Raw genomic sequence first — 17232 nt, forward strand, 5'->3', positions numbered from 1 at the left:
CACGAGTTGAATCTGGTGGTTTTCATAGGATTGTCATGATAAGTATCATTCCCAATTCATTACTATTTAGCCGCCAACTCGCGAATCGAAACCATAATCTTCTCCGTCGCATTTTCCAAATCTTCGGATGTCGCTTCGGCAAATTCACTTAAATCAACAGGTTTTCCATATTTTACTCGCATAGGTCTAAAAAGCTTATACTCACCAATGATTGCAGCAGGAACAACAACCGCACCTGATTTAATCGCAAACATTGCAGCACCTTTCTTCCCCATGCCCCCTGTATTATTACGTGTTCCTTCGGGGAAAATCCCCATCACATTCCCTTCTTTAAGAAGGTTAATGGAATGACGAATGGATTCTTTACTTACCCCACCACGCTTAACTGGAAATGCACCTAAATTACGAATAATAAGACCTAATACAGGAACATCAAACAATTCAGCTTTCGCCATAAAATGAACTTTACGTTTAATCGGTACGCCGACAACAGGTGGATCAAGTAAAGAGATGTGGTTCGAGCATAACAGCACTGGGCCTTCACTTGGAACGTTATGTAGTCCCTCTGTTTTCATGCGATACATCACTGCGAATATCATGATAAGCAGCCTTCTAACGAAACGATAAAACATCTAACTAATCCCCCCTAGCACACGGCTGCGACACAAATCTAAAATGTGATCAACCACATGCGCTATCGTCATGTTCGTACTATCGAGCAGCACAGCATCTTGTGCACGAACAAGCGGCGAAATTTCTCGATTCTCGTCGATATGATCCCGTCTGGCGATGTCTTGTTCTAATTCCGCTAGTGTAAGTTCTGGGCGAGCTGTTTGAAGCTCAGCAAATCTGCGTTCAGCCCTTTTTTTCACAGAGGCAGTAAGGAAAACTTTCATTTCAGCGTCTGGCAGCACATGTGTACCAATATCTCGACCATCCATGACGATTCCCTTCTCGGCAGCCATTTGTTTCTGCTTCTCAACAAGAAGTTTTCTTACTTCACCAATACTTGCAATGTAAGAAACAAATTTCGTAACAGCGTCGCTGCGGATATCACTTGTGACGTCTTGTCCATCTACATAGACAAGTTGTCCATTTTCACCGGGCTTAAGCGAGATGTCCATACCTTGTGCAGTTTGGATGATTTCTTCAGTTTGTTCAATCTTAAACCCTTTCTGAAGTACCTTCCATGTAACTGCTCGATACATCGCTCCAGTGTCCACATAAATAAATCCAAGCTGATTGGCAACAAGTCTGGCAATTGTACTTTTACCAGCACCCGCAGGTCCGTCAATAGCGATATTAAAGCGTCTCAATTCTCGGCAACCTCCTACAACAACCTTACCTGCTGAAACAACATTGTTTTAGAACGAATGAGTTTCTTAAGCTTTCGAACAAAAAAGCAGGCTCAGCCTGCTAACGAACAAGATTATACCATACTTACCGCATCCATGCAAAAAGACTCCACGTTCATTTCTGCTTATTCCGTAAATTGTTGAGGCATTTTTTGTTCCCGTATATACGGCACACCTTCTAATGAATCCACAGTTGTTAGGAGAGATCTTAACCCTGGAAGCTGCAATAAACTTTGAGAAACGAGGAGCGCTATTCCCAGCCCAATTGCGATACGAATCAGTAAACGATCTATTCTTGAATTTAAAAGTTCATGCCGCTTCATCTGCCTCATTCCTGCCTTCTCTTCGTTAGTTTAAAAAGATCGTTCTTATAAAGCTGCTTGTGTGCAGCAAATATAAGAACGATCTCATGGGAAAATTATTACTTGCTTGCCCCTTGATCTTTTTCTTCTAATGACTCAACCTTCTCTTTATTACCGCTATTGGAGTTAATAAAGACCCGATACTGTGTTTTATTCATCGTGCCGGAGAACTCATAACAAAGCACTTCATCGCGAACGTCGTTTTGGATAACAGCTAAGCGCTCCCGATTGACCTTCATCTTTGGACTTAGACTCTTACGTGCTTGCTGTAAGCTGATTGTTGGTGATTTAATATCGCGTTTTTTATTGATGTTATATACATAGTCAGATGCTTGAAGCCCTGTAATATCGCCGTTATCCAGAGCAACTCGGATGACAAGCTTTTCAGGGTAGATAATAACATCATCTTGAACAGTAGCGAATGTTAGATTGACTACATTTTGATAATCATCATAAGAGACGTTCGTCATATTCTTGTAATCATGCTTATCTAGAAAGCCTTTCGCTACCTCGATCGCTTGATTGATGTTCATTTTAGCAGGACCTACTGCACGTGGATTTAAATAGAAAATGGGGTGTCCGCCTTTTTTTGTGAAATCCATTTGATTCGTACTCTTACCATCTGAACTTGTAATATTAGCGGAAAAAGATTGATATTCGGAGCCTTGCTTACCATTTTCCACAACTTTCACTGCAGATGGATCTACAGCCCAGAATTCTGCTGCCTTTTTACTTATATCTGCTGCTGTCACATCAGCATCCGTCAGTTTCGATTTATCATTTTTCATATGAATGTTTACAATGGAAGGGTCCCACTCGACATCTTTATACTCACTAACCTGTTTCTCCATCGTCTGAAAACCGTCTAAGATCAAGTTATCTTGCGGTCCTTTATCTTTGGACAAGGCCATTTCAACATCTGCCCAGCTTACGCCTTTAGCAATAACTTTATCCTGCATGCCACGAAGCATATCCGAAATTTCAGTGGAATGGTTGTATAAGGAGTGAAGCATTTCAGATTCTTTGTCCGTCAGCGGCTTCTCCGAAAAATTACGAACACCTGCGCGGTATGAAAAGTTCGCTAAATTTGCTAAGAATGCATCTGTTTTGTTAAACTCAAGTCCCATTAATGGCAGTTGTGTCACCTCGTTACGAGCTTCATTAGTAATCCCCCAAATGTTAACAAGCCCTTTACGATACGTATCTGTTGATGTGGAATTCAACGCAAGTGTATTCCCCAATTCCGTATGTAACCTGTCAACATGATAAGACAAGTTATGGAAGGAACGCTGGTAGTTATTTTCTGCCTTTACCATCACTTTATTCATCACTTTATTTCGCTTTTGAACTTCGTTATACCCCCATACTGCCGTGATGATAAGTGCAATCGTTACAATCGGAAACATAATCGAGCTAATTTTTCTGTACATGTTGCAAAATCTCCTTTCGCTTGACCCTCATTTATCGCTAGTCTCTGCTAAGGAATTAACAATTATGCACAAAAAAGAGGATTGCCTCTAAGCAACCCTCTTCATTCCATTTTTTCAATATCAAGCTCATGCTCATTTTCACAAATACATTGTTTAAATCCCGTTTCAATGCGTCCACGATCTTGTCTGCCTCTTAGAATAAATCTTTCGCCGCATTTTTTACAATGGATAGCCACTTTGACACGCCCTCTATACATCCGAATCCCCCTGCGCGCATATTTTTACACACAGTATAGACAGTTTCAACCTGTTTTAACCTCTTCATCACCTTTCAAAACACGAAGCGGCGAGTGGTCATTAGCCCGCTCCACCTTCCACATCGTGCGTACCCATAGGAAAATCATCAAAGGAATCATAAACCAGAGCCAATATGTCTTGGACATCATCATAATGTAATCAAACAATCCATGCCAAAATACTGGAAAGAGTAAGGACATAAACATATATCTGCGCTGTTTTTCCGGATTAAACTTCGCTTTACCCAGATAATAGCCCATAAATACGCCAAATAAAGCATGACCCGAAACAGGCAGCAAAGCCCTGATCAGGAGTGCAGAAAAGGTAAATGTATTGAGTAACGCATACATGATATTTTCTAACGTTGCAAAACCTAGGCTCACCGCTGTCGCGTACACAATGCCATCATACGGCTCATCGAATTGCCCATGTCGATAAATGACGTGATAGAGCAAGAACCATTTTAAAAACTCCTCAATCCCACCTGAGTAGCCAAAAGCAAATACAATGGCATTGTCACGTCCGAATTCATCCATAAAAACATTTTGAAGCATCATAGATGGGATGACGAGCAAGGCCCCTAGAATAAATACTTTCATCACGATGCGGATCGGTTCCGTCTCATATCGGTCTTTTAGATAAAAATACGCAAGTAAAGATAATCCAGGGGCAATTGCTGCCATTAATACGGCAAGAATATTCAATTCATGTAGCCCCCTTATTCATATCTATATAAAAAATAGAAACAAGCATATTCCATCTACAGGGATGCTTGTTTGATTGTCAGTATTCACTTATTCCCTTACGTTTTCTTAAAATGTTGAGTCAACACTTCTATAGCATGATCAGCAACAACCGTTGTACCATATTCTTGAACAACCGCCTGAGTAACTGAAGTAGCCTCGCCATATTCTGACAAGATGGCAATCAATGTGCTGTATTTCTCTTCATCCAGATTCACATCTTCAAATTGAAGCATCCATCTGTCCTTATACTTATAAAGTGAACCACCAGAACTTAGCATAGGTTCAATTAATTGGATAGCCCCAAGTACATCTTCAAAATCACGGAAAGCATACGAAATCAGGTCGCTTTGCTCCAGCATGACTTCCATTTCATAGACTTCATCAGCTTCTCCTTCATCATACACATCGTCATGCCGATCCTGATGAAAGTTTAACTTACCAGACGTAACAATAACGACCATTCCCTGCGCAGGTAACGAGAATACTTCAACAGCAAGTGGACCTGAGGGATCAAAACCAAGCTCCGTATATGCTTGATCCATCATTTCCATGAACAGGGCACGAAGTTTCATCGATTCTTTGAGCATATCGTCTTTAGGAATGCCTCGTTCTGATAAATCGTCAAACGTAAGGAAAATCCGAATCTTGTCCTGACTTAAACGCTCCATCTTCATGACAGGATTCCCCCCTTTGTAATGACACCCTTCTTTAGTATAAAATATGAAATCCGAATTCAAAAGGTGTGTACGTAGGATTCAGCTTGTACCCTCGTTTTCTTATCCAATATGTTACCACGATTTTGGGTTCAATGCACGTAAAAAAACATAGCTTGCCTAGGATCGGCAAGCTATGTTTCTTCGTACTTTCAAGTCTTCTTGACCCTTTTCAATGCTGAGTGGAAGACGAACTACTCTTCATGATTTCGCTGACAACTTTTTTCAGCTGCGGGTCTTTGGAGATCATATCCTTGACCTTACGAAACCCTTCCATCTCGGTTTGTGTCTGCGCACCTTGCGAATGCTCTTGTGACTGGGACTGTTGACCACCTGTTTGCTGGCTTTGACCTTCATGTGATGTATTAGTGTTCTTCCCTTGTCCTTGACCACCCATATCCTTGAGTGAGTCACTGACACCGCCCATTATCGATCTCAATTGATTTCGTGTTTTAGGCTTACAGCACATGACAATTGCAGCACCTACCATCGCACCGGCGATAAATGATCCTAATCGCATGTTCGATCCCTCCATTAAGCAAGATGTTGAGACAACTTTATTGTGCGTCAACTCCGCGTCCACCATGCACCTGAAGATCAGGGAAAACAGAGGATTTTTGGCATGTATATGTGCTACAATATGTAACGATAAAATAAATAAACTATTTAATAAAGACAGGAGATTCACTTAATGAACAAAGGGTTAGTAACAATCTTAACATTAACGCTTTTATTAACTGCTTGCGGTAAAAATGAAGCACAAACAGCTGCTTCGCCTAGTCCAGCTCCAACTGTAAATGTTGCAACACCAACTCCATCGGCGGCGCCCACCTCTCCTGCATCTTCACCAGCAGCAACAACAAAGCCGATAATTAATCAGGAGCAGTCAATTCCAAAAACTTATCACATGAACAAAAATTATGACATTGTGCCTAATGACCCGTCAGGCAATAAGAAAGTTGTCCTGCTTACCATTGATGATGGTCCGAAAGAAAAGGACATGATTGATAAAATGATTGATACTTTAGATAAACATAAAGCGAAAGCCATCTTTTTCATGAATGGTTATCGCATTAAACAGCATCCTGAGTTATTAAAGCTCATTTATGACCGCGGTCAAATAATTGGCAATCACTCGTGGGATCACATTGAACTTAACAAACAAACCAACGCCAAGATCGAGCAGCAAGTTGGTGATGTGCAAACCATTATGAAAGATACGATTGGTGTCTCGCCTCAATTTTTCCGCGCGCCATTTGGGGCAGGTAATGATTTCCTCAAAGAAACAGTGAAGAAAAATGGCATGCTGTACATGACGTGGTCAAATGGCTCCAAAGACTGGGAGATGACAAATAAGAAAAACAATCCAGAAGAAGTCATCACCAATGTCATGAACCAACTGCACGCTGGATCGAACATTTTGATGCATGAACTCCCTTGGACTGTAGAAGCATTCGATAAATTACTGACTACGCTAAAAGAAAAAGGATATGATTTCGTCGATCCTCGTTCCATCGAGCTTGAGATGAGATAGAGTTAGGTGTATTTGATCCCCCAAATGGTTAGACCAATGACTAAAAGCACGAACAAACCAACCAAAATACGATAGAAAATGACAGTCCATTTACCTTTCTCTGAAGGATGCACTTGCTTTCTTGGGGGTAAAAAGTGGCTGTCATTTTCGTTTTCATTTTCAATTACTAATTCTGTATCAAACTCTCTTTGTTGTTCCATATTTATTCCTCCTTGCTATAGCGGATGATGCATCCCATGATAAAATCGACTAAGAAGTGCGCTAAGATAGGAGTCCACAATGTTCCCGTAGTTTCATACATCCAACCCAGTCCATACGAAATACAAAATACCATGCCTGTCATGAGCCAATGTTGTAAATATCGTACATGAATAAAAGCAAAAATGATACTCGTCCAATACGGTCCAATCATACCGCCAATCGCACCTCGAAACAATATTTCCTCACAAATGGCAACTATGAGCGAAATAACGGCGATATGCCACAGCGGTCTTTTACCGAATAATCGTTTATTCATGCCCCCGTCATCCAATAGATCCTTGGGTGCAAATCGGGAAACCGTGAAATCAAATACTAGAACCGCCGCAGCAAATCCTACACCCCACAACCCTATTTTCCAACCCATCTGAAATGAAAACATGGCCTGCCAGTTTGGTTTTGAAAAAAGTAATAGAATGACGCCTATTAGGAGAACTATGAATTGTGTAACGTACAAATTAATCAACAATAGACGATCATCCAAGTCGCTTAATGAAGGTGATTTCACCCTCCATTTTTCAAAATCTAGCTTTTTCATACCCACTCTTCCCCCGCTTATTGTTCTCTTCCCATTTCCAACATTTTCACCTATACTTATGGCAATTACATAACAAGGAGAACGATGATGGAAAAACAATTAACCCGCACCGATTATTTAATCGCTACATTGACTATTTTTATGCTAGTTTGTGTGCTTGGTGCCTTTTTTATTGGTTTCAAAATAGGCAAAGAACGTACAGACAAACAATGGCAACATGCTGCCTCACAAGAAGTAAAAGCGAATGAGCAAACTGGTTCATACGATCAACAGAGTTTAGCAATTTTCTATCATTCTATTTATATACCTTATAAAAACTTTCAAATCAAATGGTTTCAAGCGCAAGATAATCTAGAAAGAAATTCTCAGACCGTAAATAGTGCGAGTGCCATTAAAGAATTAGCGAATCTAGCAGGAAGCTTGAGCAAGGAACTGCAAGCTAATACAATGCCAGAAAACTCTCCATTACTAGGTCAAGCGAGTAATAGCTATCTGACAAGCCTTCAAACGTTTAATAAAGGACTTCAATCCTTTATTTCAAAAGCAAATGCAATGCCGGGTAGTGAGCTCATTCATGCTATGGATGTAGATGCACAGCTTCAAGAAGCGAAGAAAAGCGCCTTATCTGCACAAAAAGATTACTATTCGTCCATCGTGAAATGGCAGCAAACGGAAAACTCGGCTATCAAGCCGCTTGATTCTAATAAAAAAATTAGCTTTGATGAATGGAACAATACTTCGATTCATGTTAAGAATGAATACGTTTCATCTTTGATGCTTCAAGCCGGCAGCTTCACTGAATACCTACCTCATGATGTAACCGCTCGTATCGATGAGTTATTGGCTAAGGGAGAAATGAAAAGCTTGGGCATATCAGATATACCAGCAGCCATTCAATTATTGAATGGAACGAGCGCTGTTCGCACAGACTATTTTGCGAAACAGAAAATGAGATATAAACAAGAAGAACTGCCTAACCTGCCCTTTTTTCAATAAGCTTAGGATACCTTTATTATTTCGTACGAGTCAAGATAAGGTCATTGAAGCAATTTTGTCATAATTGTGACTACACTTTTTGTCTATTGACACTTTTTAGCACCCCATGATACATTGTTAAAAATATTTATACAAAAGCGTTGATGGAGCCAAGCAAAAGAAACGTTCTCAGAGAGCCGATGGATGGTGTGAATCGGTAACAATCTTAGGCGGAGCACTCCGGAGCACTGCATTGAAAGCATTTGCTAGTAGATGTAGTCGGTTAGAACTCGTTATCGTTCTCTTAAGGCTCGCATAACCATGCACAGCGAATTAGGGTGGCACCACGGAGATAAACTCTCGTCCCTTTATACGGTATACGTATGAAGGTCGAGAGTTTTTTTTATTTTTGTAGACAAAAAAACAATTTTTTCGAGGGGGAAACCATATGTTTAAAGTGTTAGTATCCGATCCAATCAGTGACTTAGGTATCCAGAAGCTGTATGATGCAGAAGATGTAGAAGTTGTGAAACAATCTGGTTTATCTGAAGATGAGCTTGTAGCCATTATCGATCAATTCGATGCTTTGCTTGTTCGTTCACAAACGAAAGTAACCGAGAAAATCATGCAAGCCGGTACAAATCTTAAAGTCATTGGCCGTGCTGGTGTTGGTGTCGACAACATTGATCTAGATGCTGCGACTAGACGCGGTATCGTTGTCATTAATGCGCCAGATGGAAATACAATCGCTACATGTGAACATACTTTCGCCATGTTGATGGCTGTAGCCCGCTCGATCCCACAAGCTTATAAAAAGACAGTTGGCGGTGAATGGGATCGCAAATTCGTAGGTGTAGAGCTTCGCAATAAGGTGCTTGGTGTAGTCGGTATGGGACGCATTGGCTCTGAAGTGGCTAAACGTGCGAAAGCATTCGGCATGAACGTTCTCGGCTACGATCCATTCCTCACAGAAGAACGCGCTGACAAACTCGGTGTGAAGCTATGCACAGTCGATGAAATCGCTAGTCAAGCTGACTTTATTACGGTGCATACACCACTTACAAAAGAAACTCGCCATATTATTAGCACACCACAATTCGCTCTCATGAAGCAGGGTGTCCGCATTATTAACTGTGCCCGCGGTGGAATCATTGATGAAATCGCGCTAGTTGACGCAATTGATAAAGGTATTGTTGCTGGGGCTGCATTCGATGTTTTTGAACAAGAGCCTCCTGCAGCAGATCATCCTTTTCTAAGTAATCCAAAAATCATTGTAACCCCACACCTTGGTGCTTCGACAATTGAAGCGCAAGAAAATGTTGCGATTGACGTCTCTGAGGAAGTCCTGCACATTCTTCGGGAACAACCATTTAAGAATGCAGTCAATATGCCGCAAGTTCCAAGCAATGTGTTCAATAAATTACAGCCATACTTTAACCTAGGTGAAAAGATTGGCCGTATTCTGGGTCAAATTACAATTGGCGCAGTAAGTGAAATTGTTGTTAATTATGCTGGAGACCTCGTGGATGTAGACACAGCTCCATTAACGCGTAACATCGTAATGGGCGTATTTGCAAACAAACTTGAAGGTGTTAACATCGTCAATGCTATGCATCTAGCTAAAACCCGTGAAGTGAATATTATCGTGAATACATCGTATACGACTTCCACCTTCACAAACCTAGTAACGGTAACTCTTCGTACAAAGAAAGAGCAAAAAACATTAGCTGGTACACTGCTTAGCAGCTTTGGTCAACGTATTGTTCAAATTGATCAATACCCTGTTGATTTCACTCCAGAAGGTAACATCATGCTCATCTCGCACAACGATAAGCCAGGTATGATCGGACGCGTAGGTACACTTCTTGGGGACAACCAAATCAATATTGCGACCATGCAAGTAGGACGTCAAGAAATCGGCGGATCTGCGATCATGCTACTCACGATTGATAAGGCAGCAGGTAATGAAGTGATTAAAATTCTTGAAGAATTGCCGGAAATTGTAAATGTACGCGAAATGACCGTATAACTGTTTCACGAACAACAAGATTAATATCATTCATTCAACAAAAAAAGGCGTTTCCCGCTATAAACTCTCGGGAAACGCCTTTTCCTTGTTGTCGAAAAACTCCTAATTCATGTGCTTCTTAAAGGGAAGGAATATCGAAAAAGTTGTTCCATGACCCACTGTACTCGTAACACTCACGTCACCTTTATGTGCATCAATAATATTTTTTACTATTGCAAGCCCTAAGCCGGTCCCACCGACAGATGCACGAGTACGCGCTTTGTCTGCTTTGTAAAACCGTTCAAAGATAAATGGTAAGTCCGCGGCAGGAATTCCCTGACCTTGGTCTATGATGTGAATCATGAGTCCATCACGTCCTCCTTGATTCATTTCTTGACCTTGGATGATAATTTCTGCGTCCTTCGGTGTATAACGGATTGCATTGTCTAACAAATTCGTCAGCACTTGTTCCAAACGATCTTCATCTGCATGATCGAGCACTAGTGGCGACTCCGCTAATTCATAACGTAAATTAATACCTTTATCCTTAGCAAGCGCAGAGAACTTCCGATAAATCCGTCGTACAAGCATATGAAGATCTAATTCACGGAAGTTCATTTTGAGATGACCCGACTCCATGCCTGCTAAATCTAACAAATCATGAACCAATCTACCCATTCGAAGCGACTCATCATGAATGACCTGTGCCAATTCTCTTCGTTCTTCTGGTGTTCCCGCAATGTCATCAAGTAAAGCTTCACTATATCCTTGCAGCATCGAAAGTGGTGTCCGTAACTCATGAGAGACGTTCGCGACAAAATCTTTACGGAATCGATCCAATCGAAACTCTTCTGTTACATCACGGAGTACAGCTACCGCACCGCGCACCCCATCTTGAGCATACAGTGGGGTCATCACAATCGACCACACACCATTATGAACGTGGATTTTGCTTGTCGTCTCTTTTCCATTAGCGACTACATAATCAAATAAAGGCTGCAGTGGCTCAGGTATGACTTCGACTTGCTCCCCATCCGAGCCATCCTGCTCTTTCTGTAATTCGATATCCCAGTGTATACTGCTCCACTCTCGAATAATTTTGAATCCTTGTGGATTGGTCAGAATAATATTTCCATCCGCATTAAACGTAATGACGGAGTCTGTCATCGAACGTAGCACGGAGGCAAGGTGCTCTTTTTCATGACTATGCGCTTTAATCGTCTCTTCCAGTTCTTCGCCCATATGGTTGAACGTTTGCGCAAGCTCGCCAATTTCATCGGTGGATACAATCGGAACGCGAGTCGCGTACTGTCCCATCGTGATTTGATTTGCTGCTTTTTTGAGCTGAAGTAGAGGACGTGTAATCCGATAAAATAAAAAGAATGCGAACACAGTCGTTAACAAAAATCCAACAATCGATACGACTACAAACAGGCGAATCACATAAGTTTGAGTTGCATCCAGTCCTTGAATGGACTGATATAAGAGTGTGGCGCCAATGACAGTTGTCTTATCCTTTGCATACAGCGGTACAGCAACTGCTGCAAACTGATTATGCGGACTAACAGGAGTTCGACTATGGACAAATTTACTATTATCTACTCGATTACCTGCAAACACGGTCGCAAAATCTTGATTTGAAAAGAAATCACTTGGCCGATACTGTGTCTCTTGGTTATTCGTTCGATCAATCCAAAGGTTGTCCATATTCTTCGATACAATAAACATATGAGCGTCATGAAAACCTAAAATTTCATTTGCCATTTGATAATACGACGTATCACCCAAATGTTCCGACGTTTCTGCTGACATTTGATTGGCTAGTTTTGTTAAGGAATCCGTTTGATTCTTCATTTGTGAGAAGTAATTCTCAATGTATGGAATAAGAAACGAACCCAGAGTGATAAGGATGATAGCGACTAATCCAATAATTGTAAGCCATAGCTTACCTACAACACTTCTTAGTAAGAACACGTCACTTAGGAACCTCTAGCTTGTATCCAACGCCCCAAACTGTTGTAATCATGGATGCTGCTTCAGGTGACACTTTGTTAAGCTTCTCACGTAGGCGCTTTACATGCGTATCAACTGTACGAAGATCGCCAAAGAATTCATAATTCCATACATCCTTCAGTAATTCCTCACGCGAGAACACTTTATCTGGAGAAATCGCCAAATAGTGAAGAAGTTCATACTCCTTAGGCGTAAGCGCAACCTCTTGCCCTCCTGCTGTGACCCGATGAGCATCATGCTCGATCACAAGCTGTGAGAAAACAATATTGTTGCTCGAATACGTTTCTTTTGCTAAAAATGCTGTCGCCGATGAGCGACGTAAAATCGCTTTCACACGATAGATGACTTCACGAGGAGAAAATGGTTTCACAACATAGTCATCTGCGCCTACTTCAAACCCTTGAACTCGATTTGTCTCTTCACCTTTTGCTGTCAACATAATAACTGGTGTCGATTTCACTTGTCGTAGTCGGGAACATACTTCTATTCCATCAATACCTGGCATCATCACGTCAAGCATAATAAGATCATAGTCCGTTTGCGTCGCCATCTCTAGCGCGCTTTCTCCGTCCTCTGCCTCTTCGATCGTGTAGCCTTCTTTTTCTAAATACATGCGAAGCAAACGGCGGATTCTTTCTTCATCATCAACAACAAGGATACTTAATTTCATGTCCATGTGAGATCACATTCCTTTCCTTCCGTACGATTAAACCCCCGCATAGGAGTGCAAGCCAGCAATTACAAGATTAACTCCCACAAGTGTAAACATTACGACGATAAAACCTATTACCGCAAGCCATGAAGAGCGCTTACCAATCCAACCCTTCGATAGACGGAAATGAAGAACAACCGCATAAAATAGCCATGTGATGAGTGCCCATACTTCCTTCGGGTCCCAGCTCCAAAACTTACCCCATGCCTCTTGTGCCCAAATCATTGCAAAAATTAATGCCCCAAGTGTAAATATCGGGTACCCAATTGCGATCGCACGGTATGAAATCTCATCTAAATCTTCCGGATCCATACCCTGCAATAATGGGGATATCGCTTCACTAAGTGGCTTACGCACTAGTAATCGAAGAACCCCATACAGCAATAATCCCACAACAACTGACCAAATCATCGTATTGAACTTACGACCTGCGTTAGCGCCTTTCATCCAGCTTGGTGCTTCAATCAAAGGCTCATTCATGCCTAAGAATGGCTGCATTTCGATTATTTTACCGTCATGTGGACCAATAATTGGCGGCAATACGTATACGGTTTGCACCGTTTGCAGCTTATCTTGAATCGTTTCTTCTGCAGAGAATTTAGCTTTATAACCAGATGCATTAAACGTAAATGTGAGCGCAATAAACGCTATTAACATAATTATAACAAACAAGGTAAACTCAACGCCACGCTGCTCACGTTTTTCATTTTTCAACTTACCTTTGAAATTAATGGTACGTAGTAAATGCATAAGCCCTGCAGCAAATCCAACTGCGAAGAAAGCTTCTCCTGCCGCAGCGAATGTAACGTGAATGTTCAACCAATAACTTTTCAGTGAAGGAACTAATGGTTGTATTTCAGTTGGAAATACGGAAGCATATGCTATGATGATAAAACCAATTGGCATTGCAAAAATACCAAGGACAGGCGATCTGTATATCAAATAAACGATAAGGAATGCTAGGACGATCATCATGCCAAGGAAGGACATGAATTCAAATAAATTACTCGTCGGGATATGCCCTGCCTCCACCCAGCGGGCGAAGAAAAATACAAGATGTGCGATAAAACCGATAACAGAAATAATGTACCCTGCCCATCCCCAACGCTTCACATGCGCAGCAGCTTCCTCTTGCGTTCGATTACGAGTCCACTTTTTCCCAAGGATCGCGAGTACGAACACCGTAAAACCTGCTAAATAAACAAAGAATGCTATCAATAATGCCGTAGAACTGAGTGATGCCGTATTCAAGACTTATCCCCTCCCTGATCAAGTGACTTTGGATCCACTTGTATCCCTGCTTTATCTAAAACTGCAGCAATTTCTTTCCGAATGCCAAACCAATTCTTATTTGTATGTCCACCTAGTGCGAGTATTCCGTCATCAATTCGAATCCATATCCGGCGATGCTGCCAGTAGAAGCCCATAATTAAACCAAGCATTCCGATGATGGATCCAACCCAAATAAATGGAAGTCCACGATCCTCACGAACATTCAAAAATGAATTGTACTGTGCAATCTGCACATCTGCCATCGTTCCAACAGCAAGTTCAATTTTATTTGCTAGAGCACTGTTAATATCATTCTGCCGGAAAGTAGATTTATCAATTTGACGCGGGAAATACATATAAGGCTCACCACCAGCAGCAAGTCCCGGACCTTCAATCTGATAAATAAAAGCAGGTACTTTCGGTTCATTTGAAGCTGTCGCTGGCTGCCCCGTTGTTGGATCGAGAATAAATTCCGGATAATAATTACGCAGTTTCAGCGTATAATCTCCGATTTTTACAGTCTCTGGCGGATTTTTCATCGGTAGCTCGAAGGATCCAATTTCTTGACCTGTAACTTTATTAATCAGTTTTGGCTTAACCGAGATTAAAAGAGGCTCCGGCAAATCCCGATATCCATTCTGATAGATCATAATGCCGTCATAGATGAGCGGTTTATTCACTTCGATGTTATAATGATCAATTTGCTCCAAAATAGGTTCTTTACCGGGTTGATCACAATCTGCTGTGCAGCGATACAGAACGGCTTGAGTCTCGAATTTTTTAGGGACAAGCTTGTTACGTTCCTTAAATTCCTTCGACATCTCGTTTTCATCGTAAACTTCCATCGTAAATTTTTCATTTTTAATATAATAAGGCGTGCCTTCAATTTGCTTCGTTTGACCTTCCAACAAGTTCATATAAACGTCCATATGCCACCCAGGCAGCAGACGCATAAGCGCAGCAAGTAAAAAGATAATTAAACCAATATGTAGCACATATGGACCCCAACGTGAGAAACGATACTTTTCCGCTAAAAGAGCTGTACCATCACGATGGATGCGATAATTTTTCTTACGAAGAAGAACCGCTACCTGATTCACCCACTCTTCCTCATTTACCGATTCAGGTAGTTTACCTTCATAGGAAGCCTTTTGACGTAAAATAAAGCGCAAATGCTTTCGGATCTGTTGTTTGGATAGTGCCCGATAAAGAGGCAGCACCCGATCTAATGAGCAAATAATTAAAGAGAGCCCAATCATGAAAAGTAATGTAATGAACCACCATGTCTCATAGGTATGAGATAACCCAAGTGCATAGTAGATTTCTCCACCAAACCCATAGGTCTCTTTATAGTAAACCGAGGGATCAATGCCGAAAAATGTGTTTTCCTGCGGCAATATCGTACCGAGAATAGAGGATAACAATGTCGCAAGAATTAAGTAAATAGCAATTTTAACTGAGGAAAAGAAATTCCAAACCCGATCCAAAATGGTCGGGTTTTGTTTTTGAGAGCGGCGGGCAACGCCATCATATCTCATTTCCAAACTCTCTAAACTATCGGAATGTTCTTCTTCAAATAGCGGTTTTCCGCAGGACTCACACAATACGGTCCCCAGATGATTCTGGTGACCGCACTCACATTTCGTATTCTGTATCATGTTCTTTATCCTCCCTGCACAATCTGAGAGAGCATCCGATCGATATAAGGTTCATCCATTTCACCGACTCGAATCTCTTTGATTTTCCCATCTGATCCAATGAAAAATGTCGTCGGATAATCCTTGACCCCGTATTGTTTGCGGATCACGTCTTTCTCATCGTGCAAAGAAAATAAGTTTAAATTTAATTGGTCCAAAAACTGCTGCGCCGTAATACGGCTGTTATCCATATTGACGCCAACAACTAGGACACCCTTGTCTTTCCATTTGTCCTGTTGATGTTGAAGAGCAGGCATTTCTGCCCTACATGGCGGACAGAAAGTACCCCAGAAATTCATGATGATGACTTTCCCTTTTTGTATATCTGAAAACTGATAGTTCTTCCCATCAAGGCCCTGTAAATTAAAATCAATTGCCTTTTCGCCAACCTTAGGAGGTTTAACTGTCTCTGACTTTAGATTCGTAAAAACAGTGAACGCTCCAATCGTAAGCACAAGCCCAAAAATAAGCAACTGAACCCACTTTTTATTTTTTCCCATAGTTAAATCTCCTACGCTTAATAACTTTACCTTTTATTATAACGAAGAGCTTTGCGACATTAGTCGATCATTTTTGAATTTTATGTGTCCTTAACTAGGGCGTAAAGCCTCATCCAACAGCTCTTTCACTTCATCGGCACCTAGGTGACGATACTTGCCTCTAGGCAATCCTGAAAGTGTCATCGAGCCAAATTGAACACGCTTTAGTTTTACTAACGGGAACGATACCGCATCGAACATACGGCGCACTTGGCGATTACGTCCTTCAAAAATTGTAATGGAAATGACGCTTTCCTTCTTATCGGTATCTACGTCTGCATATTCCACGATTGCTGGAGCTGTCATTCCATCTTCAAGTTCCACTCCTGCTCTTAACTTGTCCAAAATAGATCCGTGAGGAACTCCTTTTACTGTAGCATGATAAGTCTTCGGCACGTGATGCTTGGGATGTGTAAGTAGATGTGCGAATTCCCCATCATTCGTAAGTAATAGTAAACCCTCCGTATCATAGTCAAGTCGACCTACTGGATATACTCGCTCCGTAATGCCTTTTAAATAATCCGTTACGACTCTACGACCACCAGGGTCATTTGCAGATGTAATAACGCCTTTTGGTTTATTGAGCATCACATATATTTTGTTCTCACCTGCTATTCGTTTACCATCAACCGTGATCAAATCTACAGCTGGGTCCACTTTAACTCCAAGCGTCGTGACGGTTTCCTCATTTACCTGAACACGACCTGCCAAAATAATTTCTTCACATTTTCTCCGCGAAGCAATACCTGCTGCTGCAAGTACCTTCTGTAATCTTTCTTCCAT

General features: G+C 41.4%; 19 protein-coding genes and 1 other annotated feature. Of the genes, 3 read left to right on the plus strand and 16 right to left on the minus strand.

Annotated features, from left to right (window positions below):
• Window positions 1-62: 62 nt before the first annotated feature.
• The 8 genes from ACSBOP_RS13885 to ACSBOP_RS13920 form a co-directional block, all read right to left on the minus strand.
• A complete protein-coding gene (locus ACSBOP_RS13885; RefSeq protein ID WP_442601126.1) occupies window positions 63-632 on the minus strand; it encodes a lysophospholipid acyltransferase family protein in 570 nt (189 codons plus the stop codon).
• The gene (cmk, locus tag ACSBOP_RS13890) at window positions 633-1316 is read right to left on the minus strand and encodes a (d)CMP kinase (RefSeq protein WP_442601127.1); all 684 of its coding nucleotides are present in this window, start codon (window positions 1314-1316) and stop codon (window positions 633-635) included.
• A gap of 164 nt (window positions 1317-1480) precedes the next feature.
• A complete protein-coding gene (locus ACSBOP_RS13895) occupies window positions 1481-1687 on the minus strand; it encodes a hypothetical protein (protein WP_442601128.1) in 207 nt (68 codons plus the stop codon).
• Window positions 1688-1776: 89 nt separating this feature from the next.
• Window positions 1777-3147, minus strand: a complete 1371-nt coding sequence (gene ypeB / locus ACSBOP_RS13900; protein ID WP_442601129.1) for a germination protein YpeB — start codon at window positions 3145-3147, stop codon at window positions 1777-1779.
• Window positions 3148-3248: 101 nt separating this feature from the next.
• Complete coding sequence (locus tag ACSBOP_RS13905) at window positions 3249-3404, minus strand: hypothetical protein (protein WP_442601130.1); 156 nt, start codon at window positions 3402-3404, stop codon at window positions 3249-3251.
• Window positions 3405-3449: 45 nt separating this feature from the next.
• Window positions 3450-4148 carry a glutamic-type intramembrane protease PrsW gene (gene prsW, locus ACSBOP_RS13910; RefSeq protein WP_442601131.1) on the minus strand — a complete coding sequence of 233 codons (699 nt, stop codon included), beginning with the start codon at window positions 4146-4148 and terminating at the stop codon, window positions 3450-3452.
• A 98-nt stretch (window positions 4149-4246) separates the two neighbouring features.
• The gene (locus ACSBOP_RS13915; RefSeq protein WP_442601132.1) at window positions 4247-4864 is read right to left on the minus strand and encodes a genetic competence negative regulator; all 618 of its coding nucleotides are present in this window, start codon (window positions 4862-4864) and stop codon (window positions 4247-4249) included.
• A 211-nt stretch (window positions 4865-5075) separates the two neighbouring features.
• On the minus strand, window positions 5076-5423 hold the full coding sequence (locus tag ACSBOP_RS13920) for a hypothetical protein (protein WP_442601133.1): 348 nt from the start codon (window positions 5421-5423) through the stop codon (window positions 5076-5078).
• Between the two features lie 171 nt (window positions 5424-5594).
• Between ACSBOP_RS13920 and ACSBOP_RS13925 the strand changes: the two genes are divergently transcribed.
• Window positions 5595-6437: a polysaccharide deacetylase family protein gene (locus ACSBOP_RS13925; protein ID WP_442601134.1), complete on the plus strand. Its 843-nt coding sequence runs from the start codon at window positions 5595-5597 to the stop codon at window positions 6435-6437.
• Between the two features lie 2 nt (window positions 6438-6439).
• On the opposite strand, the gene ACSBOP_RS13930 is transcribed toward ACSBOP_RS13925, so the two are convergent.
• Complete coding sequence (locus tag ACSBOP_RS13930) at window positions 6440-6637, minus strand: hypothetical protein (protein WP_442601135.1); 198 nt, start codon at window positions 6635-6637, stop codon at window positions 6440-6442.
• Between the two features lie 2 nt (window positions 6638-6639).
• Window positions 6640-7233, minus strand: a complete 594-nt coding sequence (locus ACSBOP_RS13935; RefSeq protein WP_442601136.1) for a CPBP family intramembrane glutamic endopeptidase — start codon at window positions 7231-7233, stop codon at window positions 6640-6642.
• Window positions 7234-7317: 84 nt separating this feature from the next.
• On the opposite strand from ACSBOP_RS13935, the gene ACSBOP_RS13940 reads away from it, so the two are divergent.
• Together ACSBOP_RS13940 and serA are read left to right on the plus strand one after the other, a co-directional pair.
• Window positions 7318-8229 (plus strand): hypothetical protein, encoded by a 912-nt coding sequence (locus tag ACSBOP_RS13940; protein WP_442601137.1) that lies wholly within the window; start codon window positions 7318-7320, stop codon window positions 8227-8229.
• 131 nt (window positions 8230-8360) lie between these two features.
• Window positions 8361-8579: a binding site (T-box leader), on the plus strand.
• Between the two features lie 77 nt (window positions 8580-8656).
• Window positions 8657-10237: a phosphoglycerate dehydrogenase gene (gene serA, locus ACSBOP_RS13945; protein WP_442601138.1), complete on the plus strand. Its 1581-nt coding sequence runs from the start codon at window positions 8657-8659 to the stop codon at window positions 10235-10237.
• Between the two features lie 102 nt (window positions 10238-10339).
• Here the strand turns inward: serA and ACSBOP_RS13950 are convergent, their stop codons facing one another.
• The 6 genes from ACSBOP_RS13950 to ACSBOP_RS13975 all read right to left on the minus strand — a co-directional run bounded on the left by ACSBOP_RS13950 (window position 10340) and on the right by ACSBOP_RS13975 (window position 17232).
• Window positions 10340-12190: an ATP-binding protein gene (locus ACSBOP_RS13950; protein WP_442601139.1), complete on the minus strand. Its 1851-nt coding sequence runs from the start codon at window positions 12188-12190 to the stop codon at window positions 10340-10342.
• Window position 12191: 1 nt separating this feature from the next.
• Complete coding sequence (locus ACSBOP_RS13955; RefSeq protein ID WP_442601140.1) at window positions 12192-12905, minus strand: response regulator transcription factor; 714 nt, start codon at window positions 12903-12905, stop codon at window positions 12192-12194.
• Between the two features lie 30 nt (window positions 12906-12935).
• Complete coding sequence (gene ccsB / locus ACSBOP_RS13960) at window positions 12936-14192, minus strand: c-type cytochrome biogenesis protein CcsB (RefSeq protein WP_442601141.1); 1257 nt, start codon at window positions 14190-14192, stop codon at window positions 12936-12938.
• Window positions 14189-15871 carry a cytochrome c biogenesis protein ResB gene (resB, locus tag ACSBOP_RS13965; RefSeq protein WP_442601142.1) on the minus strand — a complete coding sequence of 561 codons (1683 nt, stop codon included), beginning with the start codon at window positions 15869-15871 and terminating at the stop codon, window positions 14189-14191. The genes ccsB and resB overlap by 4 nt, the downstream gene beginning before the upstream one ends.
• 5 nt (window positions 15872-15876) lie before the next feature.
• Window positions 15877-16410 carry a redoxin domain-containing protein gene (locus tag ACSBOP_RS13970; protein WP_442601143.1) on the minus strand — a complete coding sequence of 178 codons (534 nt, stop codon included), beginning with the start codon at window positions 16408-16410 and terminating at the stop codon, window positions 15877-15879.
• A 90-nt stretch (window positions 16411-16500) separates the two neighbouring features.
• Complete coding sequence (locus ACSBOP_RS13975) at window positions 16501-17232, minus strand: pseudouridine synthase (RefSeq protein ID WP_442601144.1); 732 nt, start codon at window positions 17230-17232, stop codon at window positions 16501-16503.

Source organism: Paenibacillus sp. KN14-4R (genome assembly GCF_052180255.1).
Classification (GTDB): domain Bacteria; phylum Bacillota; class Bacilli; order Paenibacillales; family NBRC-103111; genus Paenibacillus_AM.